The following is an 18,321-nucleotide window of genomic DNA, read 5'->3' on the forward strand; positions in this document are numbered from 1 at the left end:
TTTAGCGTACAATAGAATATACGCTACCAGAACAAGCCAGAGGATGATAATAAAAGCAATTTGAGTCTGGGAAAGTCTTCTTCGTGCCATAGGTCTTATGCTATATGGTTCACAAAGATATAAAAAAAGATACAGCCTTAGCATCTATACCTTTTTAAAGACACATATAAAATAAATGAAAAGTTTATTTTTTCTGATATTGAATCAAATTGATTTAATTTTTGACTTCCTTTTTTAAGTAAAGGGTGATGCACTGCAACAGTATCTGAAAGATAAAGAGAATTATATAGGAACCCCACTCTGTAAAAAATTCAGCTCAACCCCGAGGAACAATCACCGTTTCCTGCGACCTCCATTTTTTCCTTTATTGTGCCTGTTTATGCTGTTTTCCTGATAAAAACGGTCTGCAAAATCTCTCCTCCCTCTCTCTGGACTATGACCATCCTGAGCCATTTGCACTACCAGTTTCCTTTCATCTATGTACATACCTCTAAAAGTATTAACCACTTTCGACGCATATTCATCGGGAACTTCAAAAAAAGAGAAGCTTTTCAACAGGTCTATTCTTCCCACAGGAACTTTCCCTTTCACATTTTCATTGATGAAACCCATAAGAGTGGACGGATTCGCACCATCCATCTTCCCAACATTGATAAATATGCGGGCATAACCTTTTTCCGGTTTACGACTATTTTTTTCATTTCTGTCGTAGTTTTTAGCACCAGATCTGCCTTCATTCCTTTTTGATGATGACTCTTCAGGCTGGTGAATCTCTTCGGCCTTCTGATAATACTCAATCAGACGATTGAACTCCAGAGAGACAACTCTTTTTATTATATCTTCTTTTCCAAGCCATTCCAGTTTACGGAAAATAGATGGAAGCAGACGTTCTATCTCTTCCTCGTTCACTTTTACTTTTTCAATTTTATCAACAAAGTTGAACAGCTGTTTTTCACAAATTACATCGCCCTTCGGGACTTCACGTCTCTCAAATTTTTTGTTGATAAGCTTTTCAATCTGTGCAGTTTTTCCTTTCTCTTTTATATGAATTATAGAGATTGATGTACCGGTCTTGCCAGCCCTGCCGGTCCTTCCGCTACGATGAGTATAAACTTCACAATCGTCGGGTAAACCAAAATTTATTACATGCGAAACATCATCCACATCCAACCCTCTTGCAGCCACATCAGTTGCTACCAGCAGTTGAAGGTTTCTGTTTCTGAATTTACTCATTACATTATCGCGTTGTGCCTGGGAAAGGTCGCCATGCAATGAGTCTGCATCGTAACCGTCCTGAAGAAGTTTTTCTGCTATCTCCTGTGTCTCTTTTCTGGTACGGCAAAAAATTATTCCGTAAATATTGGGATAATAATCTACAATTCGTTTCAGTGCAAGATATTTATCTTTGGCATGCACCATGTAATAGATGTGCCTTACATTTTGAGCACCCTCGTTTTTCCTTCCTATAGTAACCTCTACCGGACTCTTCATATATTTCCGGCTTATTTTTTCAATCTCTTTCGGCATTGTTGCAGAAAAAAGGAGCATACTGCGTTCCACAGGAATATGCGAAAGTATTTCGTCAATATCTTCTGAAAAGCCCATGTTTAGCATCTCATCTGCTTCATCCAACACAAAAGTTTGTACATTATCCAGTGATACAGTATTGCGGTTTATCAGGTCGATAAGCCTTCCCGGGGTAGCCACAATAATATGCACACCCCTTTTAAGGGCACGTATCTGGCTCTCAATACTGGAACCTCCATAAACGGGAAGGATTTTTACATCTTCCGCATATTTAGAATAGTCAGTCAGATCACCTGCAATTTGAAGGCACAGTTCTCTTGTTGGACAAAGGATGAGCGTTTGAGGTGATAAAAATTTCGGATCTGTTTTCTGGATAATGGGTATACCAAATGCGGCTGTTTTTCCGGTTCCGGTTTGGGCAAGTGCTATAATATTGCTTGTGTTTCCCAGCAAAAGGGGGATTACCTCTGCCTGTACAGGCATTGGCTGTTCGAAACCTAATTCAGTAATGGCAAGTTGAATTTGGGAATCAACTCCTAATTCTTCGAATGTTCTCATTTTTATAAATGTTTAATGTGTGAGTATTGATATTTCTCTATACTCCACTCCACACAACTACTCACCAAGGTGAGTCATTTGACCGCAACAACAATGCTTAAAATAAGTTTTGTTTCTTTTATCGCTTTACGATAACATTGCAACCAAGACTGATTTCTGATAATAATGCTTAAACGCAAATATTTACAGAAGTCAGACTATTTCCATCCACGACATAATGCAAACTAGTTTAGCTTATGTGCCAGATTAACGAAATAGTTCATAAAGATGAGAGAAAATTCAATTACAATATGTGATTTTATGAAGGTAATAAGGATAACCTTAAATGTAAAATTTCATATCACCCCATCAAAATCGGGTGCAAAAGTATGAAAATAAATTGAATAAACAGTAATCAAAAACGATAAAGAAGGTATTTTTTCAATAAATTTCTTTTTCCCTGAGTTACCCGCAGCTCTTTTTCAAGGTAATTGTCAACCGATCCATACTTTGTTTTTATATGGTCAATAGCATAATTCAAGTATGCCCTGTTAACGGACAGCATGGCAGTCACAGCTTCCTGCATAGATTCAGAGAGATTGTTTGCATCTATTTCTGCTTTTGCAGGATCTATGTACATATTAGAAAGCATATAATCCTGTTCCAATGTAATTTCAGGTACACCAATGGCATATAAAATAAAATATGCTGCCATTCCAACACCATCTTTACCCAGTGAACCGGTCAGCAACACAGGATAGTTACTATCATTTGTAAGAATATCGAAAAGCTCTCCGAACTGAACTTTATGATTTTCCACAATAGCTACATACTCCTCCTGAACATAATGTATAGCATCGCTCCGGTCGAAATGTACATCTTTCATTTGCTCATCAAGCTTATAAGCATCCATAGGATTTAACGGAAGAGACATTTTTCTAATTGAAGGATGAATAAGAATAGGGTACTTTTTAGCAGCTCGTTCCGACCTGAAATCGATCACTGTCTTAATATTTAACCTTCTTATCCTCTCCTGATCATATAATGTAGCGTTGCTTAAATCGGCAGACCTGTATATTTGTCCCCATTTTACCTGTTGATTATCAGTCGTATAATATCCACCTATATCTCTAAAATTCTTAATATTATTCATGTCGATAGCTCTGTTGGCAACAACACCTGACTTTACTCCCCCCGTACGGAGAATAAAATACTCTCTTAAACCGGAACCTGTAGGATTTACCCTAAGAACCTGGTCAGTGATACTCCTGGAGGTTATCTGTGTAAAACTTGTCAGTGAACTATCAGTGAGAGATGAGTAAATATCGATGTTACCTTCCTGATCAGGGCTTACTTCCCATTTTAACAGAAAATCCCCCTCCGTATCTTTTTCAACTACAGATGTAATTTTTACTGTTGACATACAGGAGTTTACAAGAAGATACAGTAAAAACAGAATAAATATGGGATATAGTTTCTTCACTTTCCTCTTTAATAACAAACAAATGTAATAAAAACTTTGTTCTCAAATGATATATTAAAATAAGTATTAACAATATATAGAAATTCATTTTTCTTTTTAATACTTTATATTATAGGCGTTTAGGTTAATTTTATGCAACTTTTATAATTGTTGATAACCTGTGAATTGTGTGTAAACAGATTATTAAAAGTTAATTTGGAAATGTTGAAAATAGATGAGATAGAAAATATATCTGATTATCCCAACAATATAACACTTTCTTAACAGTAGAATATCACCTTCTTTTCAACAGGTACTTTGTAACAGAAAAGAAATTAATTATTAACTTTGCTTTTTATAAACAGTTTATGATAAAGTTTATAATTATCTATCGTTCAAGATAAAAAATAAATTTATCCTGTTGATAACTATTGATAACCGGCTCTGTATATTTGATAACGATCCGGTCAAATTTTTTGGTAAAAAATCATCAACACTATCAACAAGCCATCATTATTATCATATATGATTTTATTTTTAATAAGTAAATAATAATAGTTTATGACAAAAGAAGAAATAATTCAAAATATTCAGAGTCTCAAAAAAGAAAAAAATGCTATTATTTTAGCGCACTATTACCAGGAGTCTGAAATTCAAGATATTGCTGATTTTGTAGGAGATAGCCTTGCATTAGCTCAATGGGCTGCAAAAACAACAGCTGATGTGATTGTTCTTTGTGGTGTTCATTTTATGGGAGAAACGGCTAAAATATTGAGTCCGGAGAAGAGAGTATTTATCCCTGATATGAATGCCGGATGTTCTTTGGCAGAAAGCTGTCCCGCTGATGAATTTGAAAAATTTGTCAATGAACATCCTGACCACACCGTTATATCCTACGTTAACACAAGTGCAGCTGTAAAAGCGCTTACAGATATTGTTGTTACTTCTTCAAATGCAAAACAAATTGTGGAATCACTTCCGGAATCGGAAAAAATAATATTCGGTCCTGATAAAAATTTAGGTGATTATATCAATAAACTCACCGGTAGAAATATGCTTTTATGGAATGGAGTATGTCATGTTCATTCGCAGTTTTCACTGGAGAAAATTATGGATTTAAAAAGAGAATATCCCGATGCATTAATTCTTGCACATCCTGAATGTCCGAAATATATGTTGGAAATAGCTGATCACGTGGGTTCAACATCATCAATTTTAAAATTTGCAACCAAATCAAATAACATAAGGTTTATTGTTGCTACAGAAGCGGGAATTTTACATCAGATGAAGAAAGAAAATCCAGATAAACTGTTTATTCCTGCTCCCCCTGAAGATTCTACCTGTGCTTGTAATGAGTGTTTTTACATGAAAATGAACACTTTGGAAAAATTATACCTCTGTCTAAAAAATGAAAAGCCTGAAATTTTAATCGATGAAGAAGTAAGAATTAAAGCTGTGATGCCGATAGAGCGAATGTTGGAAATTTCGGCAAGGTATGGATTGTGACGTTATGGTTTAAAATGATGTTAAATCAATACATCAATTTATTTTTCCCGATTTCAATAAAATAGACCTTTCGGTGATGACTCCTTGTTGTAATAACTTAAACAACACATTCCTGTAAAGAGAGTTTATTAACTAACACCTTTTTTGTAACTTTGCACCGCGAAAAAATCATTTATACACCGCTTTTTATTTAAGTGAGTTTTTAGAAATAAAGCGGTCTTAAAATATCAACAAAATGGCTTTACAATGTGGTATCGTAGGATTACCAAACGTTGGCAAATCAACACTTTTCAATTGTTTATCGAACGCAAAAGCACAGGCGGCAAATTTTCCGTTCTGTACAATAGAACCAAATGTTGGAGTTATTACCGTTCCTGATAAGCGTTTAAATAAATTGGCTGAATTGGTTAATCCCCAAAAGATTGTTCCAACAACTGTGGAGATAGTTGATATTGCAGGATTGGTTAAAGGAGCCAGTAAAGGTGAAGGTTTAGGAAACAAGTTTCTTGCAAATATTCGAGAAACTGATGCAATATTGCACGTACTACGCTGTTTCGATGATGAAAATGTTACTCATGTAGATGGTAAGATAGATCCTGTCAGGGATAAGGAAATAATAGATGCTGAACTTCAATTGAAAGATCTTGAAACCATTGAAGCCCGGTTAAATAAAGTAGAAAAACAGGCCAAAACAGGAGGTGACAAAGAGGCAAGGATTGCCTTTCAGGTTTACTCAAAGATTAAAGAAGCGTTGCTCAAGGGTGAATCTGCCCGGACAGTTCATTTCGATACTAAAGACGAATTTAAAGCTGCAAGAGATCTCTATCTTTTAACATCAAAACCTGTGTTGTATGTATGTAATGTAGATGAGTCAAGCGCTGTTAATGGTAACATTTATGTTGATCAGGTTCGTGAAGCAACGAAAAATGAAAATGCGGAAATTTTAATTGTGGCAGCAAAAATTGAGTCAGAAATAGCTGAATTTGACACTTATGAAGAACGTGAGATGTTTCTGAATGAAATTGGTCTTGAAGAATCAGGAGTGAACCGTTTGATAAAAGCGGCTTATAGGTTATTAAACCTTCAAACATTTCTTACGGCTGGACCGCAGGAAGTGAGGGCATGGACGTTTCAGAAAGGTTGGAAAGCACCGCAGTGCGCGGGAGTAATACATACCGACTTCGAGAAAGGATTTATACGTGCTGAAGTGATAAAATATGAAGATTATATTACCTATGGATCTGAAAATGCTGTAAAGGAAGCCGGGAAAATGAGTGTTGAGGGTAAGGAGTATATAGTCAGGGACGGAGACATCATGCACTTCAGATTTAACGTGTAAGTCTGCTTTCAATGTACAAAATATCAAAAAAGTTAACTCTACCCTGCAACATTTGTTTTTATACCTAACTTCCCTACCCTGTCGGCAATTTTTAGCAAATCGCCTAAGGGCACTTTTTCAAGCGTTTTAACAGGTGTTTCCCGGTCTATAGTATAAATCATCACCTCGCGCGGTTTCAACTCTCTTACGAGCTCTAACCATGCTGAAATCTCTTCTTCTGTTGTATTGTCTATAACCTCTCCTTCAAATTCACCCCGGATGAACATAGTTTGGAGTATAAAATTGCCCTGAAAACGTTTATAGTTTTCAACCTGTTTTGCTACCCTGTAAATGTGAGAGTTGGGACGATTGATAAGCTTGGCGGTTTTATCGAATGCAGAATCAAGTTTTAATATCGGATTTTCAACCTTTTTCAGAGCATCTAAAACCTTTCCCCGTTCGAGATGCATTCCGTTGGTAAGAACACTTATTTTGGCATCTGGAAAATAGATGTTTCGCAATTCAACGGTATCGTCAACAATTACCTCAAATTCAGGATGCATGGTAGGTTCTCCGTTGCCGGCGAAAGTGATAACATCGGGAGTTACGCCTTCCTTCAGGAGTGATAACAGTTTATTTTCCAGAGCTGCACGTACATTCATCCTGTCAGGCAATTTTGTTTTAGTCCTGAAATCTTTGTTAAAACCACATTCGCAGTAAATGCAGTCGAACGAACAAAGTTTACCGTCGTAAGGCAGCAGGTTTATTCCAAGCGATATTCCCAGCCTTCTGCTGTGAATGGGGCCAAAAACAATTTCATGAAAGAGTATCGTTGACATATTTATTGATAAACTAAAAGTAAAAATTAAAAACTGAGTCTGCTTGAAAAAGTCTCAAATTAGATGATTTGGCATTATAATCACTAGAAAATAAAATTTCTTTTTTCACAAAACGACTTGTTAAAGTAGACTAAAAACTGAATAATTAAAACCAGGACATAATATGTCCGGTTCCTAACCCTATGATCAGATATCTCAGAAACTTGCCGATAGTCATTGAGGTCATTACAATGGGCATATTTGCACGCATAAAACCTAATGCTACCAGCATAACATCTCCCACAGCAGGTAGAAATCCGAAAAAACCCATCACGGCTCCCTTACCATGTAGCCAGGTGATAGTTTTATTGACTTTTTCAGGTTTGATTTTAAACCATTTCTCCAACCATTCTGTTTTTCCCAACCGACCTAAATAATAGCATGTTGCACCACCAGCAGTGTTTCCGGCAGTAGCATAAATTATGCATGTCCAGATATCCATTCCCGCTGCAATCAGGGCAGCAAAAACCACCTCTGAGCTAAAAGGAAGAATTGTTGCTGCCAGGAACGATGACAACAGCAGGCCCCAATATCCGTATTCCGCTAATCCGTCCAGCATATCTCAATCAATGTGCTGACAGCCAGTTATCACCTACTCCCAGGTCTGTTTTCAGCGGAACACTTAGTTTGCAGGCATTCTCCATCTCTTCCACCACTATCTCTTTTATTCTTCCCAGTTCTTCAGGAAAAACATTGAAATCAAGCTCATCATGCACCTGAAGGATCATTTTGGACTTCAGCTTCTCTTGCTGAAAACGATTGAATATTCGTATCATAGCTACCTTGATTATATCTGCGGCACTACCCTGAATAGGAGCATTAATGGCGTTCCTTTCGGCGTATCCGCGAACAGTGGCGTTGCGGGAGTTAATATCCGGCAGGTAACGCCTGCGGCCGAAGATAGTTTCCACAAATCCTTTTTCCCTGGCTTTGGAGATACTTTTATCCATGTAACTCTTCACACCGGGGAAGGTATCAAAATATCCATCTATCAGTTCTTTGGCATCACTACGTGAAATATTGAGCCTCTCCGACAATCCGTAAGGTGTAATGCCATAGATAATACCGAAGTTGGCTGTCTTGGCAATTCGTCGCATGTCTTCTGTTACCTCCTCTAAAGGAATTTTGTAGATTCTTGCGGATGTGGCAGCATGAATATCCTCTCCTTTATTGAACGCTTCCACCATATTTTTATCACTACTCAGATGTGCCATGATGCGCAGCTCTATCTGTGAATAGTCTGATGATGCAAATATACATCCTTCATCGGGTATAAACACTTTGCGCAACTCTTTACCCCGTTCATCGCGGATCGGTATATTCTGAAGGTTTGGATTTGTGCTGCTCAAACGTCCTGTTGCTGCAACAGTTTGATTGTATGATGTATGTATTTTCCCAGTTCGGGGGTTTATAAGCTGTGGAAAAGAATCGATATAGGTGCTAAGCAGTTTTTTAAGGCTTCTCTGTTCAAGTATTTTAGCGATGATTGGGTGTTTGGATTTGATCTTTTCAAGTTCTTCCTCACTGGTTTTGTATTGGCCAGTTTTGGTTTTTTTAGGCCTTTCAACAATCTTCATACGGTCAAAAAGCACTTCCCCCGTCTGTTTCGGGGAGTTCATATTGAACTCGGTGCCAGCCATCTCCATAATCTCTCTCTCTATCTGCAGAAGTTCGGCCGTATACTCCTTTGAGAGGTCTTTCAAAGCTTCCAGGTCTAACCGTACGCCTGTCCACTCCATGTCGGCAAGTACATGTATAAGAGGCAATTCAACCTCGTATAAAAGATGTGTAAGATTGTTTTGACTGATCTCTTTTTTGAGAATATTTTTAAGTTTTAGCGTGATATCGGCATCTTCAGCAGCATAATCCGTTACAAGGACCGGATCTACATCTCTCATATTTTTTTGATTCTTTCCTTTTGGGCCAATAAGTTCATCAATATGAATGGTCCTGTACTTGAGGTATGTTTCAGCCATGTAATCCATTCCGTGGCGGATTTCTGGATTGAGAAGATAATGAGCTATCATCGTATCAAAAAGTGCACCCTTTACATTGATATTGTAGTTACGAAGTTCGAGAATATCATATTTGATGTTCTGCCCTACCTTTTCTATACCCTCATCTTCAAAAAAAGTCTTGAAAATTTTTGTCTGTTGCAGCGCTCTATCACGATTAGCTGATATAGGTACATAATACGCTTCACCCTCAGTATATGCGAAAGATAGCCCTACCAGGTCGCTTAGAAGCGGATCAACACCTGTTGTTTCAGTATCGAAACAGACCGATTTCCGTGCACACAGTTTCTTGTTGAGTGCTACCATCTCCTCTTCCGATTGTACCATGATATATTGATGAGGAGTGGTATGAATATCAGCGAAATTAGACAGTAATTGAGTTTCTTCCGGCACACTAGTGTTGTCAAACATCGAAAAGAGATCTCCCTGTACAGGTTCGTTTGATTTTTTCTTCTGAAAATCCTGTTTAAATACTCGCGTAATCAGTGTTCTAAATTCCAGTTCTTCAAAGATCTCCTGCAGAGCATCCTTGTCCATCTCCTTACGTATAAAGTCGTTCTCTCTAACCTCAATTGGTACATCCGTTTTTATTGTGGCAAGAAATTTCGAGAATAGTATTTGATCGCGGTTTTCTTCAATTTTGTTTTTCAATGCGCCTTTCAGTTGATCGTTGTTTTCGAGGAGATTCTCTATAGAACCGAATTGGTGTAGCAGTTTAATAGCAGTTTTCTCTCCTACACCGGGACAACCGGGAATATTGTCGGCGCTGTCCCCCATTAGCCCCAGAAGATCAATCATCTGCTCCGGGTGGGATAGGGCGTACTTTTCCATTACTTTTTTATCGTTTAGTACATCATATCCGCTACTTCCGTATTTTGGTTTGTAGATGAAGATATGAGTCTCTGTGAGCTGGGCAAAATCTTTGTCGGGGGTCATCATATATACATCGAAACGCTCTTTGTCGGCTCGTTTGGCAATAGTGCCAATAACGTCATCTGCCTCATATCCGGGAACCTCAAGAATGGGGATATTATATGCTTCAATAATTTTTTTAATGATGGGAACTGATAATTTGATATCTTCAGGAGTTGCATCTCGTTGAGCTTTATAACCCTCGAACTCTTTATGGCGGAAGGTAGGCCCTTCAGGATCGAATGCTACGGCAATATGTGAAGGATTTTCCTCGCGAAGCACCTCTTCAAGCGTATTCACGAATCCGAAAACAGCAGATGTATTACGTCCCTTTGAGTCTATCCTTGGGTTCTTAATAAATGCGTAATAAGACCTGTAGATAAGTGCGTATGCATCGAGAAGGAAAAGTCTGTTTTTATTCATACAATTTTTTACTTTTACAATTGTAACCATGGAACCTATGATATTTATGTTACTTGTATCATAATTTACTAAAAATAAATTTTAGTGGATGTAAAGTTACGAATATTTGTTGCTAAGCGGAGAATTATTTTTAATTTTGTGGGTTATTATAGAAACAGTGATGGATCAAAGTTCGGTCATAAAAGATTTTCTTCAGGAAGAACTGCTCCTTTTTGATGACTATTTACGCAAATCAGTAATAAGCAATAATCCCCGCATTACTGAGATGATTAATTTTATTTTTAGAACTAATGGCAAACAATTAAGGCCAACATTGGTCCTATTATCGGCAAAAGCATGCGGGCATATTATTCCCGAGACTTACCACGGTGCAGTAACGGTAGAATTGCTTCATACAGCCACTCTTATTCATGATGACGTGATTGACAGGTCTGAGATCAGGAGGGGAAAACAATCAGTTAACGCAGTATACGATAACACAAAGGCTGTTTTAGCAGGCGATTATCTCTTATCTGCTGCACTGGCCGAAAGCGTGAAGACAAGGAATCTTGATATAATCAGAATTATTTCTGAGATGGGGAAGAGTCTTTCAGAAGGAGAGCTGGAACAATTTTCACTCGCAAGTGAGATTATCATAGATGAAAAGGCTTACTTTAAAGTTATTGATAAAAAAACCGCTTCACTGATGAGTGTATGCACTACCATTGGTGCTATAACGGGTGGAGCGGACGCCGATACCGTTGAAAAGTTCAGCATGCTGGGAAGATTTTTTGGTTTAGCTTTCCAGATAAGAGACGATATTTTCGATTATTATAAGGCTGATGTAGGAAAGCCTACAGGCAATGATATTAGGGAAGGAAAAATTACCCTTCCTCTTATTTATGCTTTGCAAAACGCCCCTTCAGAGTTGGTAGAGGAGATGATGCAAATTATTCATTCCAGAGATTATTCAGATGATAATATTGAGCTGTTGTTACAGTTTGCAAAAGAACAGCATGGAATTGAATATGCTACAAAAATAATGAATGATTTTTTGACTAAAGCTGAGAGTATGATTTCAGATCTTACCGCAGTCAGTAGTGAAATACAGTTTCTGTTACATCTCTTTCTCTCTTATTTAAGAGACCGGGCCAATTAAAAAGAGGGTAAATTACATTGTGAATTTACCCTCTCATCATTAACACTCATGCCTGAGAACATAGTTTAATATACAATTTTTAAGGCTTTTTCTCTATTCTGATACAGCCTCTTTCATTTTTGTTCTCTTTTTTTACTTGATATCTATCAGTTTCGACTTGGAAACTTTCTCTTCTTTCACAGTAGGAATTTCTACAGTTAATACACCATTTTCTACCTTTGCAGAGATCTTATCTTTCTCAATGTTATCTGGTAAGATCATGGTTCTCTGGAACTGGGTATATGAAAATTCACGCCTGAGATAAACACCTTTTTCATCTTTATTTTCATGTTCGATTTTCTTTTCGAAAGAGATTACCAGGTTATTGTTTTCGTCAATTCTAACCAAACAATCTTCTTTCGTCATCCCAGGAGCAGCAACCTCTACTGTGAATCCTTTGTTGTTCTGCTGAATATTGATAGCAGGAACAGATTTGCTGCTGTTTTCCATCCATTCATTACCGAAAAAATCATTGAAAACACTCGGTAACCAGTTGCCGGTACGTCTGATAATTGCCATAATTTTGTCCTTTCTTTTGTTTATGTTTAAATTTATTTTTTTCTAAAAATTAAACCATTTCTCTTTTATCATATTTAGACTAACGAAATAGTTTTAGTTACACTATTGAAAGTGCAAAAGATATGCCGATACAGAATTAGACCTTTTATAACTCAAAAAGTGACAAAATGGCTTGATGTGCTCGAAAAACTCTATAAATATGAGAATTAAGGCGACAAAGTGGCAGGGTGGGGGGTGACTTATCAATTATGCTATGGTCATAAAAAAGAAAGGCGGACAAGAAATTCCGCCTTTCCAATGATTATGTATATCTGGATCAATATTCAAAGACTGTTTTTTCAGCAATCTCAGAGGTATTACTAATGGGAATAAGTGTGAAACCCCATTTGTAATCCCTGTTTGCAGGAATGCTGTACTCGGAAAGGGGGCGGGCTCCCCAGCTGTTGTATCCTGCAACGCCCTGCTGTTTCATATCTATACATACTTCTACAAAGTTCCGAGGAACAATATCGTTAATATGTGTCTGCCTTGGCCTGTTGTTTTTTGCTTCTTCCTCAGAACGTGATGCAATCTCTTCGCTGCTTAAATTATTCCACTGATAGGGACGGTGTACAGCCTCTTCGGAGTCGAAGTCTTCAATGCTGTTACGCAATGCATTAAAACCGATTGTACTATCGGCTACAACAAGTAACCCTTTCTTTTGGTTAGTAAAAGCTGCCCATCGGGTATCGGTTCTGTGCCCGTTTTCCTGGGGACGTACGTAAGGGTAGTACATCTCTTCCACAGTAGTTTTATAGAGACCTACTTTTGAACCAGACGCCCTGTCGATATAATTTTCGCCCGGGCCTTTCCCGAAATATTCCACGTTGTTCATAGATGTTGGTAAGCGGAAACGAATGCCTATTCTAGGGACGGTAAGCGATGATGAAGCTTTGCGAGCTGCTGATGCTTCAGGAGAAAAGGTTGCTGTAAGAGTAGCTTCTGATGCTGCAATCTGCTTCTCTTCCCTCTCTGCGGAGAAAAACTCTATACCAATTTTCATTATTCCGGACGGGTAAATTGTGTATTTCACCGTGTAAAGGTTACCGGCAGCAAGCAGGTAAGTGGTCTCAAGCACTGCATTATTTCCTTCGGAATAGGCTTTCGCATCAGTTACGTTGAAGTTTTTGCTCGATTGTTTCCATATTTGCAGGCGGTTTGGTGCACCGTTTCCGTAGTCGTTATCATTTGGACCACGCCAGAAGTTGGGTTGAATACCAAAACCCTTATCAAAATATTCAATTCCCTTTACTTTATAGGAGGTAGCTACTCCGGTTTTCATGTCAAATACAAAATTTACTACAGGAGATGATACTACTACTTTGTCTTTTGAATTATTTATTTTCAGAGAAGGCCCTTTTGGTTTATCGACATAAATCTGCTTCGATGCTGTTAACGGCAACTTGAATTGTTCAATTGCAACTAGATGATTTGCAGGAATAAGAGGTGTTTCTATTTTTTGAATTACCTCGAAGTTGATAAAGTATTCTCTGCCTGCTTTAGGCTGCAGGTTGCCTACTGGGACAGAAACTTCAGTACTCGTTTGAGGCTGCAGGGAAATCTGAAGTATTCCATCAGATAATATATTACCATTTTCAGTAATATTGAATTTGAATACGTAGTTATCGGTATCTGAAAAATATTGACGGTTGATAATCCTGAAAATTCCTTTGGTAAGATCAATTGCTTCAAAAGCAAAATTCTGATGAACATATTTTACTTCGGCCATAGAGGGGTGGGGGGTACGATCTGGATTCACCAATCCGTTGCAGAGAAAGTTACCGTCACTAGGCATATCAACACCGTAATCTCCGCCATATTTGTAATAATGGCGCCCGTTTTCGTCATAGGCCTCCATTCCTTGATCTACCCAATCCCATATGTAACCTCCCTGTAGATTGGGATATTTGTATATAGCCTCCCACTGTATATCAAGATTTCCGTTTGAGTTCCCCATTGCGTGTGAATATTCCGAGGGGATAACAGGACGGTCACTACCTTTTCTTCCTATTTCGTGGAGCCATGCCGCACTTGGGTATTGAGGTACATACATATCCGTATTAAAGTCCCATAGTCCCCGTTCGTAGTTTACAGGACGGTTCATAAAATTACGTTCCTGGTCTTTTAGGTATTTGTAGGTATGAAAAAAATTTATTCCGTTACCGGCTTCATTGCCTAATGACCATATGGTTACCGACGGATGATTTTTATTTCGTTCAAACATATTTACTGTCCTGTCCATGTGAGCCTGCTCCCATTCAGGATGTTTTGCAAGTGAGCGCTGGCCGTAATAAAGCCCGTGCGATTCAATATTTGCCTCATCATACACATACAGTCCATATTCACTGCAAAGTTCATAAAACCGGCGCGATTGGGGGTAATGTGAAAGACGTACAGTGTTGATGTTATGTTGTTTCATCAGCGTGAAATCCTTTTTCATCAGCTCTTCAGTGACATAGTGCCCAGTTTTTGGATTTGTCTCATGAATATTTACCCCTTTGAGTTTAATAGGCTGACCGTTTACAAGGAACAGCCTGTCGATTCTGTCACCCGTTTTAACTGTTTTTATCTCTATTCGGCGAAAGCCGACAGGGTAGGGGACTACCTCGCCTGAAGGCTCTCCCTCTTTTTTCACTGTGATAAGCAGTTTATAAAGGTTAGGATGTTCAGATGTCCATGTATCAACATCAGCCAGTTTAGCTGTGAAGGATATGGCATTTTCACCGTTGCTATGGATGCTGATGGGCTTAATATCTGATGCAACAATTTTTCCAGATGCATCTAGCAGCTCATAAGATACCTCAGCAAATGATGCACCTGAATTGTAGTTGCTTATTGTCGTCTCCAGCTCAAATATGCCATTTTTATAGCTATCGTCAAGAGTTGATTTAATTCTGAAGTCGCGGAGAGAAGTTTTGGGTTGCGACCATAGAAATACATCCCTTTCTATACCGCTCATACGCCAGAAGTCCTGGCATTCTAGGTAAGATCCTGTACTCCAGCGGAATAATTTCAGAACAATCGTGTTTTTTCCCGGTTTTACATACTTGTTTATTCTGAATTCGGCGGCTGTTTTAGAATCTTCGCTATATCCCACTTCTTTACCATTGATATAGACATATACGCCCGATTTTGCCCCATCTAAGCTAAGAAAAATTTCCCGGTCGCTCCAGCTTTCAGGTATATCAATCTCACGGCGATATACGCCAACGGGATTATCTTCGGGGAGGTAGGGTTGTTCAATCTTCGGATAACGTGTTTTCGGGTCACGCTCTACGAACTCATAAGGGTGATTAACGTAAATAGCCGTTCCAAATCCCTGCATCTCCCAGTTCCCCGGGACTCTGATCTCTTTCCAGCCGTCAAGCGAGACAGTTGAATCTGTAACATTTTCAGGGAGCTGTTTGTAAGAATCTACAAAATAAAAATCCCATGTCCCGTTTAGAGATTTGTAATATTTACTTTCTTCGAAACGTGTTTTTAACGCATCGGATTTATTGTCGTACGTCATAAATTGCGTACGTGGATGTTCCTTGTTTACTTTAACAACATTAACATCCTGCCAATAGGGTAGTTTACGCAAATCGGAAATAACTCTGTATTCCTGTGCCGGTAATTGGAAAACAGATGAAATGCCGATAACTGCAGTCATCATTAAAAATTTGATTTTCATCTTATTGCTGTTTATAATATATTTGATTTCAATTTGTTTATATTTTAGACAGTAATACATCCGATAATCGGCTTGCACCAATACGGAAATGGTTTTTGTTGCACCATTCTTCACCCAGAACATCTTTCACTATGGTGTAATATTTTACAGCATCTTCAACAGTAGCTACTCCTCCCGATACTTTAATTCCGATCATACGTTTTGTTTTGAAATAATATGATTTTATTGCTTGGCACATTACATATACTGCTTCCGGTGTTGCGCCCGGGTAACCCTTACCTGTAGATGTCTTTAGGAAATCGGCTCCTGAATAGAGTGAGAGGATAGAGGCTTTGTGAATCTTTTCTGCTGTTTTCAATGCACCTGTTTCAAGTATTACTTTCAATGGAGCATTTCGACAAGCCTCTTTTATCTCTGAAATTTCTTCACACAACTCTTCATAATACTCCTCAAGAAAAAGTCCTACATTGAAAACAATATCTATTTCGTCTGCTCCATCGGCGATAGCAAGTGCAGTTTCGGCTACTTTCACCTCTGTGAAGGTTTGTGATGAAGGGAAGCCTCCCGACACACATGCTATTTTAACATTTGCTGTAAGCGCTTCCTTTACTATCTCCACAAAGTTAGGATATACGCAGATTGCAGCCACATTATCCACTTCGGGATTGGTACCATCGAAGGTATTTACCTGTTCTGTAAATTTCCAAACAGACTCTTTTGTATCTGTTGTGTTTAGGGTAGTAAGGTCTATGCAACCATAAAGCTTTTTATATACTTTCTGATTATTGTTCTCATTAAATTTTTCAGCGATTATTCCTGCTGTTTTTTCAGCTACTTCTTTATCCGTTAATTTGAACGGATGGTTACTTATTGCTTTGCTATATTTATCTGTTTCCATTTTCAGATTGGTTTAATAAGTTATAAAATAGGATTATGGTTCTAATTTCTTGTTATTTAGTTTACTGTTATTCTTGTGCCTTGATGAATCTCTTACAGTTTTTTTTATGATATTTTTTTTCAATGCATCTTCAAGGTCCACACCTGTCTGGTTTGCCATACAGATAAGTACCCATAATATATCAGCCATTTCATCAGCGATGTTCTTTGACAAGTCTGAATCTTTGAATGACTGATCGCCGTATGTTCTTGATATGATTCGTGCCAGTTCGCCTACCTCTTCGGTAAGTATAGCCATATTTGTAAGTTCGCTAAAATAGCGTACGCCAAAGCTATTAATCCAGTTATCTACCTGTTGTTGAGCTTCATTGATTGTCATTTTTATATTATTTTGCGCAGTATTTATTATCAGACATACAAACTTTATCAAGTTTGTATAATATTTGGAGCCGGATAAATTTATTCTTTTTGTTTTGAATCAATTAAAATTGTTACTGGCCCGTCATTGATAAGATGCACTTGCATATTGGCGCCGAACTCTCCTGTTTTTATCGGTTTCCCGAATGTATATATTAACCGTTCACAGAATTCTACATATAAAGGAATGGCAATATCAGGTTTTGCCGCACGAATGTATGACGGACGATTTCCTTTTTTGGTACTTGCGTGCAGCGTGAATTGTGAAACAACAAGGATATCACCATCAATATCCAGTACCGATTTATTCATCACTCCGTTTTCATCGTCAAATATACGCAAATTAACTGTTTTTTTGCACAAAAAATCAATATCTTCCGATGTGTCGGAATCTTCGATACCCACCAATAGCATCAGACCGTTTTTTATCGTGCTTTTTACCTTTCCGTTTATGTGTACTGATGCTTGTGATACACGCTGGATGAGAATTCTCATAAATATTATATCTTGTCTGAAATTTTATGAATTGAAGAGTGGAGATTCGATAAAATTATTTTTTGTTGCTTTCTGCAATCCATTTCAATATTTTATTGCCTTTGCTGTTGCCAATAAGTTTTTTTATTTCCTCTTCGTTCGATTCTTTAATTCTTTTTATACTTTTAAAATGAGAGAGAAGCTTTTTCTTTGTTTCGGGTCCAATCCCATTTACATTATCTAATTCTGAAATAATTTGCGATTTACTTCTTTTTTGACGATGAAAGGTAATCCCGAAACGATGTGCTTCATCACGCAAGTGCTGAATAATTTTTAACGTTTCGGAATTTTTGTCAATATATAGTGGAACTGGGTCATAAGGGAAATATATCTCTTCAAGGCGCTTTGCTATGCCGATAATTGCTATTTTACCGTAAAGCCCATTTTTCTGAAGAGATTCAACAGCAGCGTTTAGTTGTCCTTTACCTCCGTCAATCACAATGAGTTGGGGTAGGGGGGAGCCTTCGTTAAGCGCGCGAGAGTAGCG

14 protein-coding genes are annotated in these 18,321 nt (G+C 37.9%); 3 read left to right on the forward strand and 11 right to left on the reverse strand.

The window, feature by feature from the left end; genetic code table 11:
- Window positions 1-333: 333 nt before the first annotated feature.
- Window positions 334-2,085 carry a DEAD/DEAH box helicase gene (locus B3B27_RS00005; protein ID WP_238868333.1) on the reverse strand — a complete coding sequence of 584 codons (1,752 nt, stop codon included), beginning with the start codon at window positions 2,083-2,085 and terminating at the stop codon, window positions 334-336.
- Window positions 2,086-2,479: 394 nt separating this feature from the next.
- Window positions 2,480-3,487 (reverse strand): tyrosine-protein phosphatase, encoded by a 1,008-nt coding sequence (locus B3B27_RS00010; RefSeq protein WP_286833058.1) that lies wholly within the window; start codon window positions 3,485-3,487, stop codon window positions 2,480-2,482.
- Window positions 3,488-4,087: 600 nt separating this feature from the next.
- Between B3B27_RS00010 and nadA the strand changes: the two genes are divergently transcribed.
- Entirely contained in the window at window positions 4,088-5,032 is a 945-nt protein-coding gene (gene nadA / locus B3B27_RS00015) for a quinolinate synthase NadA (RefSeq protein WP_238868331.1), read from the forward strand.
- Between the two features lie 235 nt (window positions 5,033-5,267).
- On the forward strand, window positions 5,268-6,371 hold the full coding sequence (ychF, locus tag B3B27_RS00020) for a redox-regulated ATPase YchF (protein ID WP_286845790.1): 1,104 nt from the start codon (window positions 5,268-5,270) through the stop codon (window positions 6,369-6,371).
- A 38-nt stretch (window positions 6,372-6,409) separates the two neighbouring features.
- Here ychF and B3B27_RS00025 read toward each other — a convergent pair whose 3' ends face one another.
- The 3 genes from B3B27_RS00025 to polA all read right to left on the reverse strand — a co-directional run bounded on the left by B3B27_RS00025 (window position 6,410) and on the right by polA (window position 10,578).
- A complete protein-coding gene (locus B3B27_RS00025; protein ID WP_238868329.1) occupies window positions 6,410-7,189 on the reverse strand; it encodes a radical SAM protein in 780 nt (259 codons plus the stop codon).
- Between the two features lie 145 nt (window positions 7,190-7,334).
- Complete coding sequence (locus B3B27_RS00030; protein WP_286833053.1) at window positions 7,335-7,787, reverse strand: YqaA family protein; 453 nt, start codon at window positions 7,785-7,787, stop codon at window positions 7,335-7,337.
- A gap of 7 nt (window positions 7,788-7,794) precedes the next feature.
- Window positions 7,795-10,578, reverse strand: coding sequence for a DNA polymerase I (polA, locus tag B3B27_RS00035; protein WP_238868327.1), 2,784 nt, complete (start codon window positions 10,576-10,578; stop codon window positions 7,795-7,797).
- A gap of 160 nt (window positions 10,579-10,738) precedes the next feature.
- Between polA and B3B27_RS00040 the strand changes: the two genes are divergently transcribed.
- Window positions 10,739-11,716: a polyprenyl synthetase family protein gene (locus tag B3B27_RS00040; protein ID WP_238868326.1), complete on the forward strand. Its 978-nt coding sequence runs from the start codon at window positions 10,739-10,741 to the stop codon at window positions 11,714-11,716.
- Window positions 11,717-11,848: 132 nt separating this feature from the next.
- Here the strand turns inward: B3B27_RS00040 and B3B27_RS00045 are convergent, their stop codons facing one another.
- The 6 genes from B3B27_RS00045 to B3B27_RS00070 form a co-directional block, all read right to left on the reverse strand.
- A complete protein-coding gene (locus tag B3B27_RS00045; RefSeq protein WP_238868325.1) occupies window positions 11,849-12,274 on the reverse strand; it encodes an Hsp20/alpha crystallin family protein in 426 nt (141 codons plus the stop codon).
- 316 nt (window positions 12,275-12,590) lie between these two features.
- On the reverse strand, window positions 12,591-15,986 hold the full coding sequence (locus tag B3B27_RS00050) for a glycoside hydrolase family 2 TIM barrel-domain containing protein (RefSeq protein WP_414703306.1): 3,396 nt from the start codon (window positions 15,984-15,986) through the stop codon (window positions 12,591-12,593).
- A 37-nt stretch (window positions 15,987-16,023) separates the two neighbouring features.
- The gene (deoC, locus tag B3B27_RS00055) at window positions 16,024-16,884 is read right to left on the reverse strand and encodes a deoxyribose-phosphate aldolase (protein ID WP_238868324.1); all 861 of its coding nucleotides are present in this window, start codon (window positions 16,882-16,884) and stop codon (window positions 16,024-16,026) included.
- Between the two features lie 33 nt (window positions 16,885-16,917).
- Window positions 16,918-17,262, reverse strand: coding sequence for a nucleotide pyrophosphohydrolase (locus tag B3B27_RS00060; RefSeq protein WP_238868323.1), 345 nt, complete (start codon window positions 17,260-17,262; stop codon window positions 16,918-16,920).
- Window positions 17,263-17,342: 80 nt separating this feature from the next.
- On the reverse strand, window positions 17,343-17,795 hold the full coding sequence (gene dtd / locus B3B27_RS00065; protein WP_286845792.1) for a D-aminoacyl-tRNA deacylase: 453 nt from the start codon (window positions 17,793-17,795) through the stop codon (window positions 17,343-17,345).
- A gap of 55 nt (window positions 17,796-17,850) precedes the next feature.
- A partial coding sequence (locus B3B27_RS00070; protein ID WP_286846435.1) for a helix-hairpin-helix domain-containing protein occupies window positions 17,851-18,321 on the reverse strand: 471 nt, incomplete at its 5' end.

Origin of the sequence: Proteiniphilum sp. UBA5463, from assembly GCF_002427225.1 — a bacterium.
Taxonomy (GTDB): Bacteria; Bacteroidota; Bacteroidia; order Bacteroidales; family Dysgonomonadaceae; genus Proteiniphilum; species Proteiniphilum propionicum.

Excerpts from the sequence above, each read along its gene's own strand:
- deoC (WP_238868324.1), bottom strand. The coding sequence starts at position 16,884 with ATGGAAACAGATAAATATAGCAAAGCAATAAGTAACCATCCGTTCAAA.
- nadA (WP_238868331.1), top strand. The coding sequence starts at position 4,088 with ATGACAAAAGAAGAAATAATTCAAAATATTCAGAGTCTCAAAAAAGAA.
- B3B27_RS00050 (WP_414703306.1), bottom strand. The coding sequence starts at position 15,986 with ATGAAAATCAAATTTTTAATGATGACTGCAGTTATCGGCATTTCATCT.
- B3B27_RS00025 (WP_238868329.1), bottom strand. The coding sequence starts at position 7,189 with ATGTCAACGATACTCTTTCATGAAATTGTTTTTGGCCCCATTCACAGC.
- B3B27_RS00060 (WP_238868323.1), bottom strand. The coding sequence starts at position 17,262 with ATGACAATCAATGAAGCTCAACAACAGGTAGATAACTGGATTAATAGC.
- B3B27_RS00010 (WP_286833058.1), bottom strand. The coding sequence starts at position 3,487 with ATGTCAACAGTAAAAATTACATCTGTAGTTGAAAAAGATACGGAGGGG.
- B3B27_RS00040 (WP_238868326.1), top strand. The coding sequence starts at position 10,739 with ATGGATCAAAGTTCGGTCATAAAAGATTTTCTTCAGGAAGAACTGCTC.
- B3B27_RS00005 (WP_238868333.1), bottom strand. The coding sequence starts at position 2,085 with ATGAGAACATTCGAAGAATTAGGAGTTGATTCCCAAATTCAACTTGCC.
- B3B27_RS00045 (WP_238868325.1), bottom strand. The coding sequence starts at position 12,274 with ATGGCAATTATCAGACGTACCGGCAACTGGTTACCGAGTGTTTTCAAT.
- dtd (WP_286845792.1), bottom strand. The coding sequence starts at position 17,795 with ATGAGAATTCTCATCCAGCGTGTATCACAAGCATCAGTACACATAAAC.
- polA (WP_238868327.1), bottom strand. The coding sequence starts at position 10,578 with ATGAATAAAAACAGACTTTTCCTTCTCGATGCATACGCACTTATCTAC.
- B3B27_RS00030 (WP_286833053.1), bottom strand. The coding sequence starts at position 7,787 with ATGCTGGACGGATTAGCGGAATACGGATATTGGGGCCTGCTGTTGTCA.
- ychF (WP_286845790.1), top strand. The coding sequence starts at position 5,268 with ATGGCTTTACAATGTGGTATCGTAGGATTACCAAACGTTGGCAAATCA.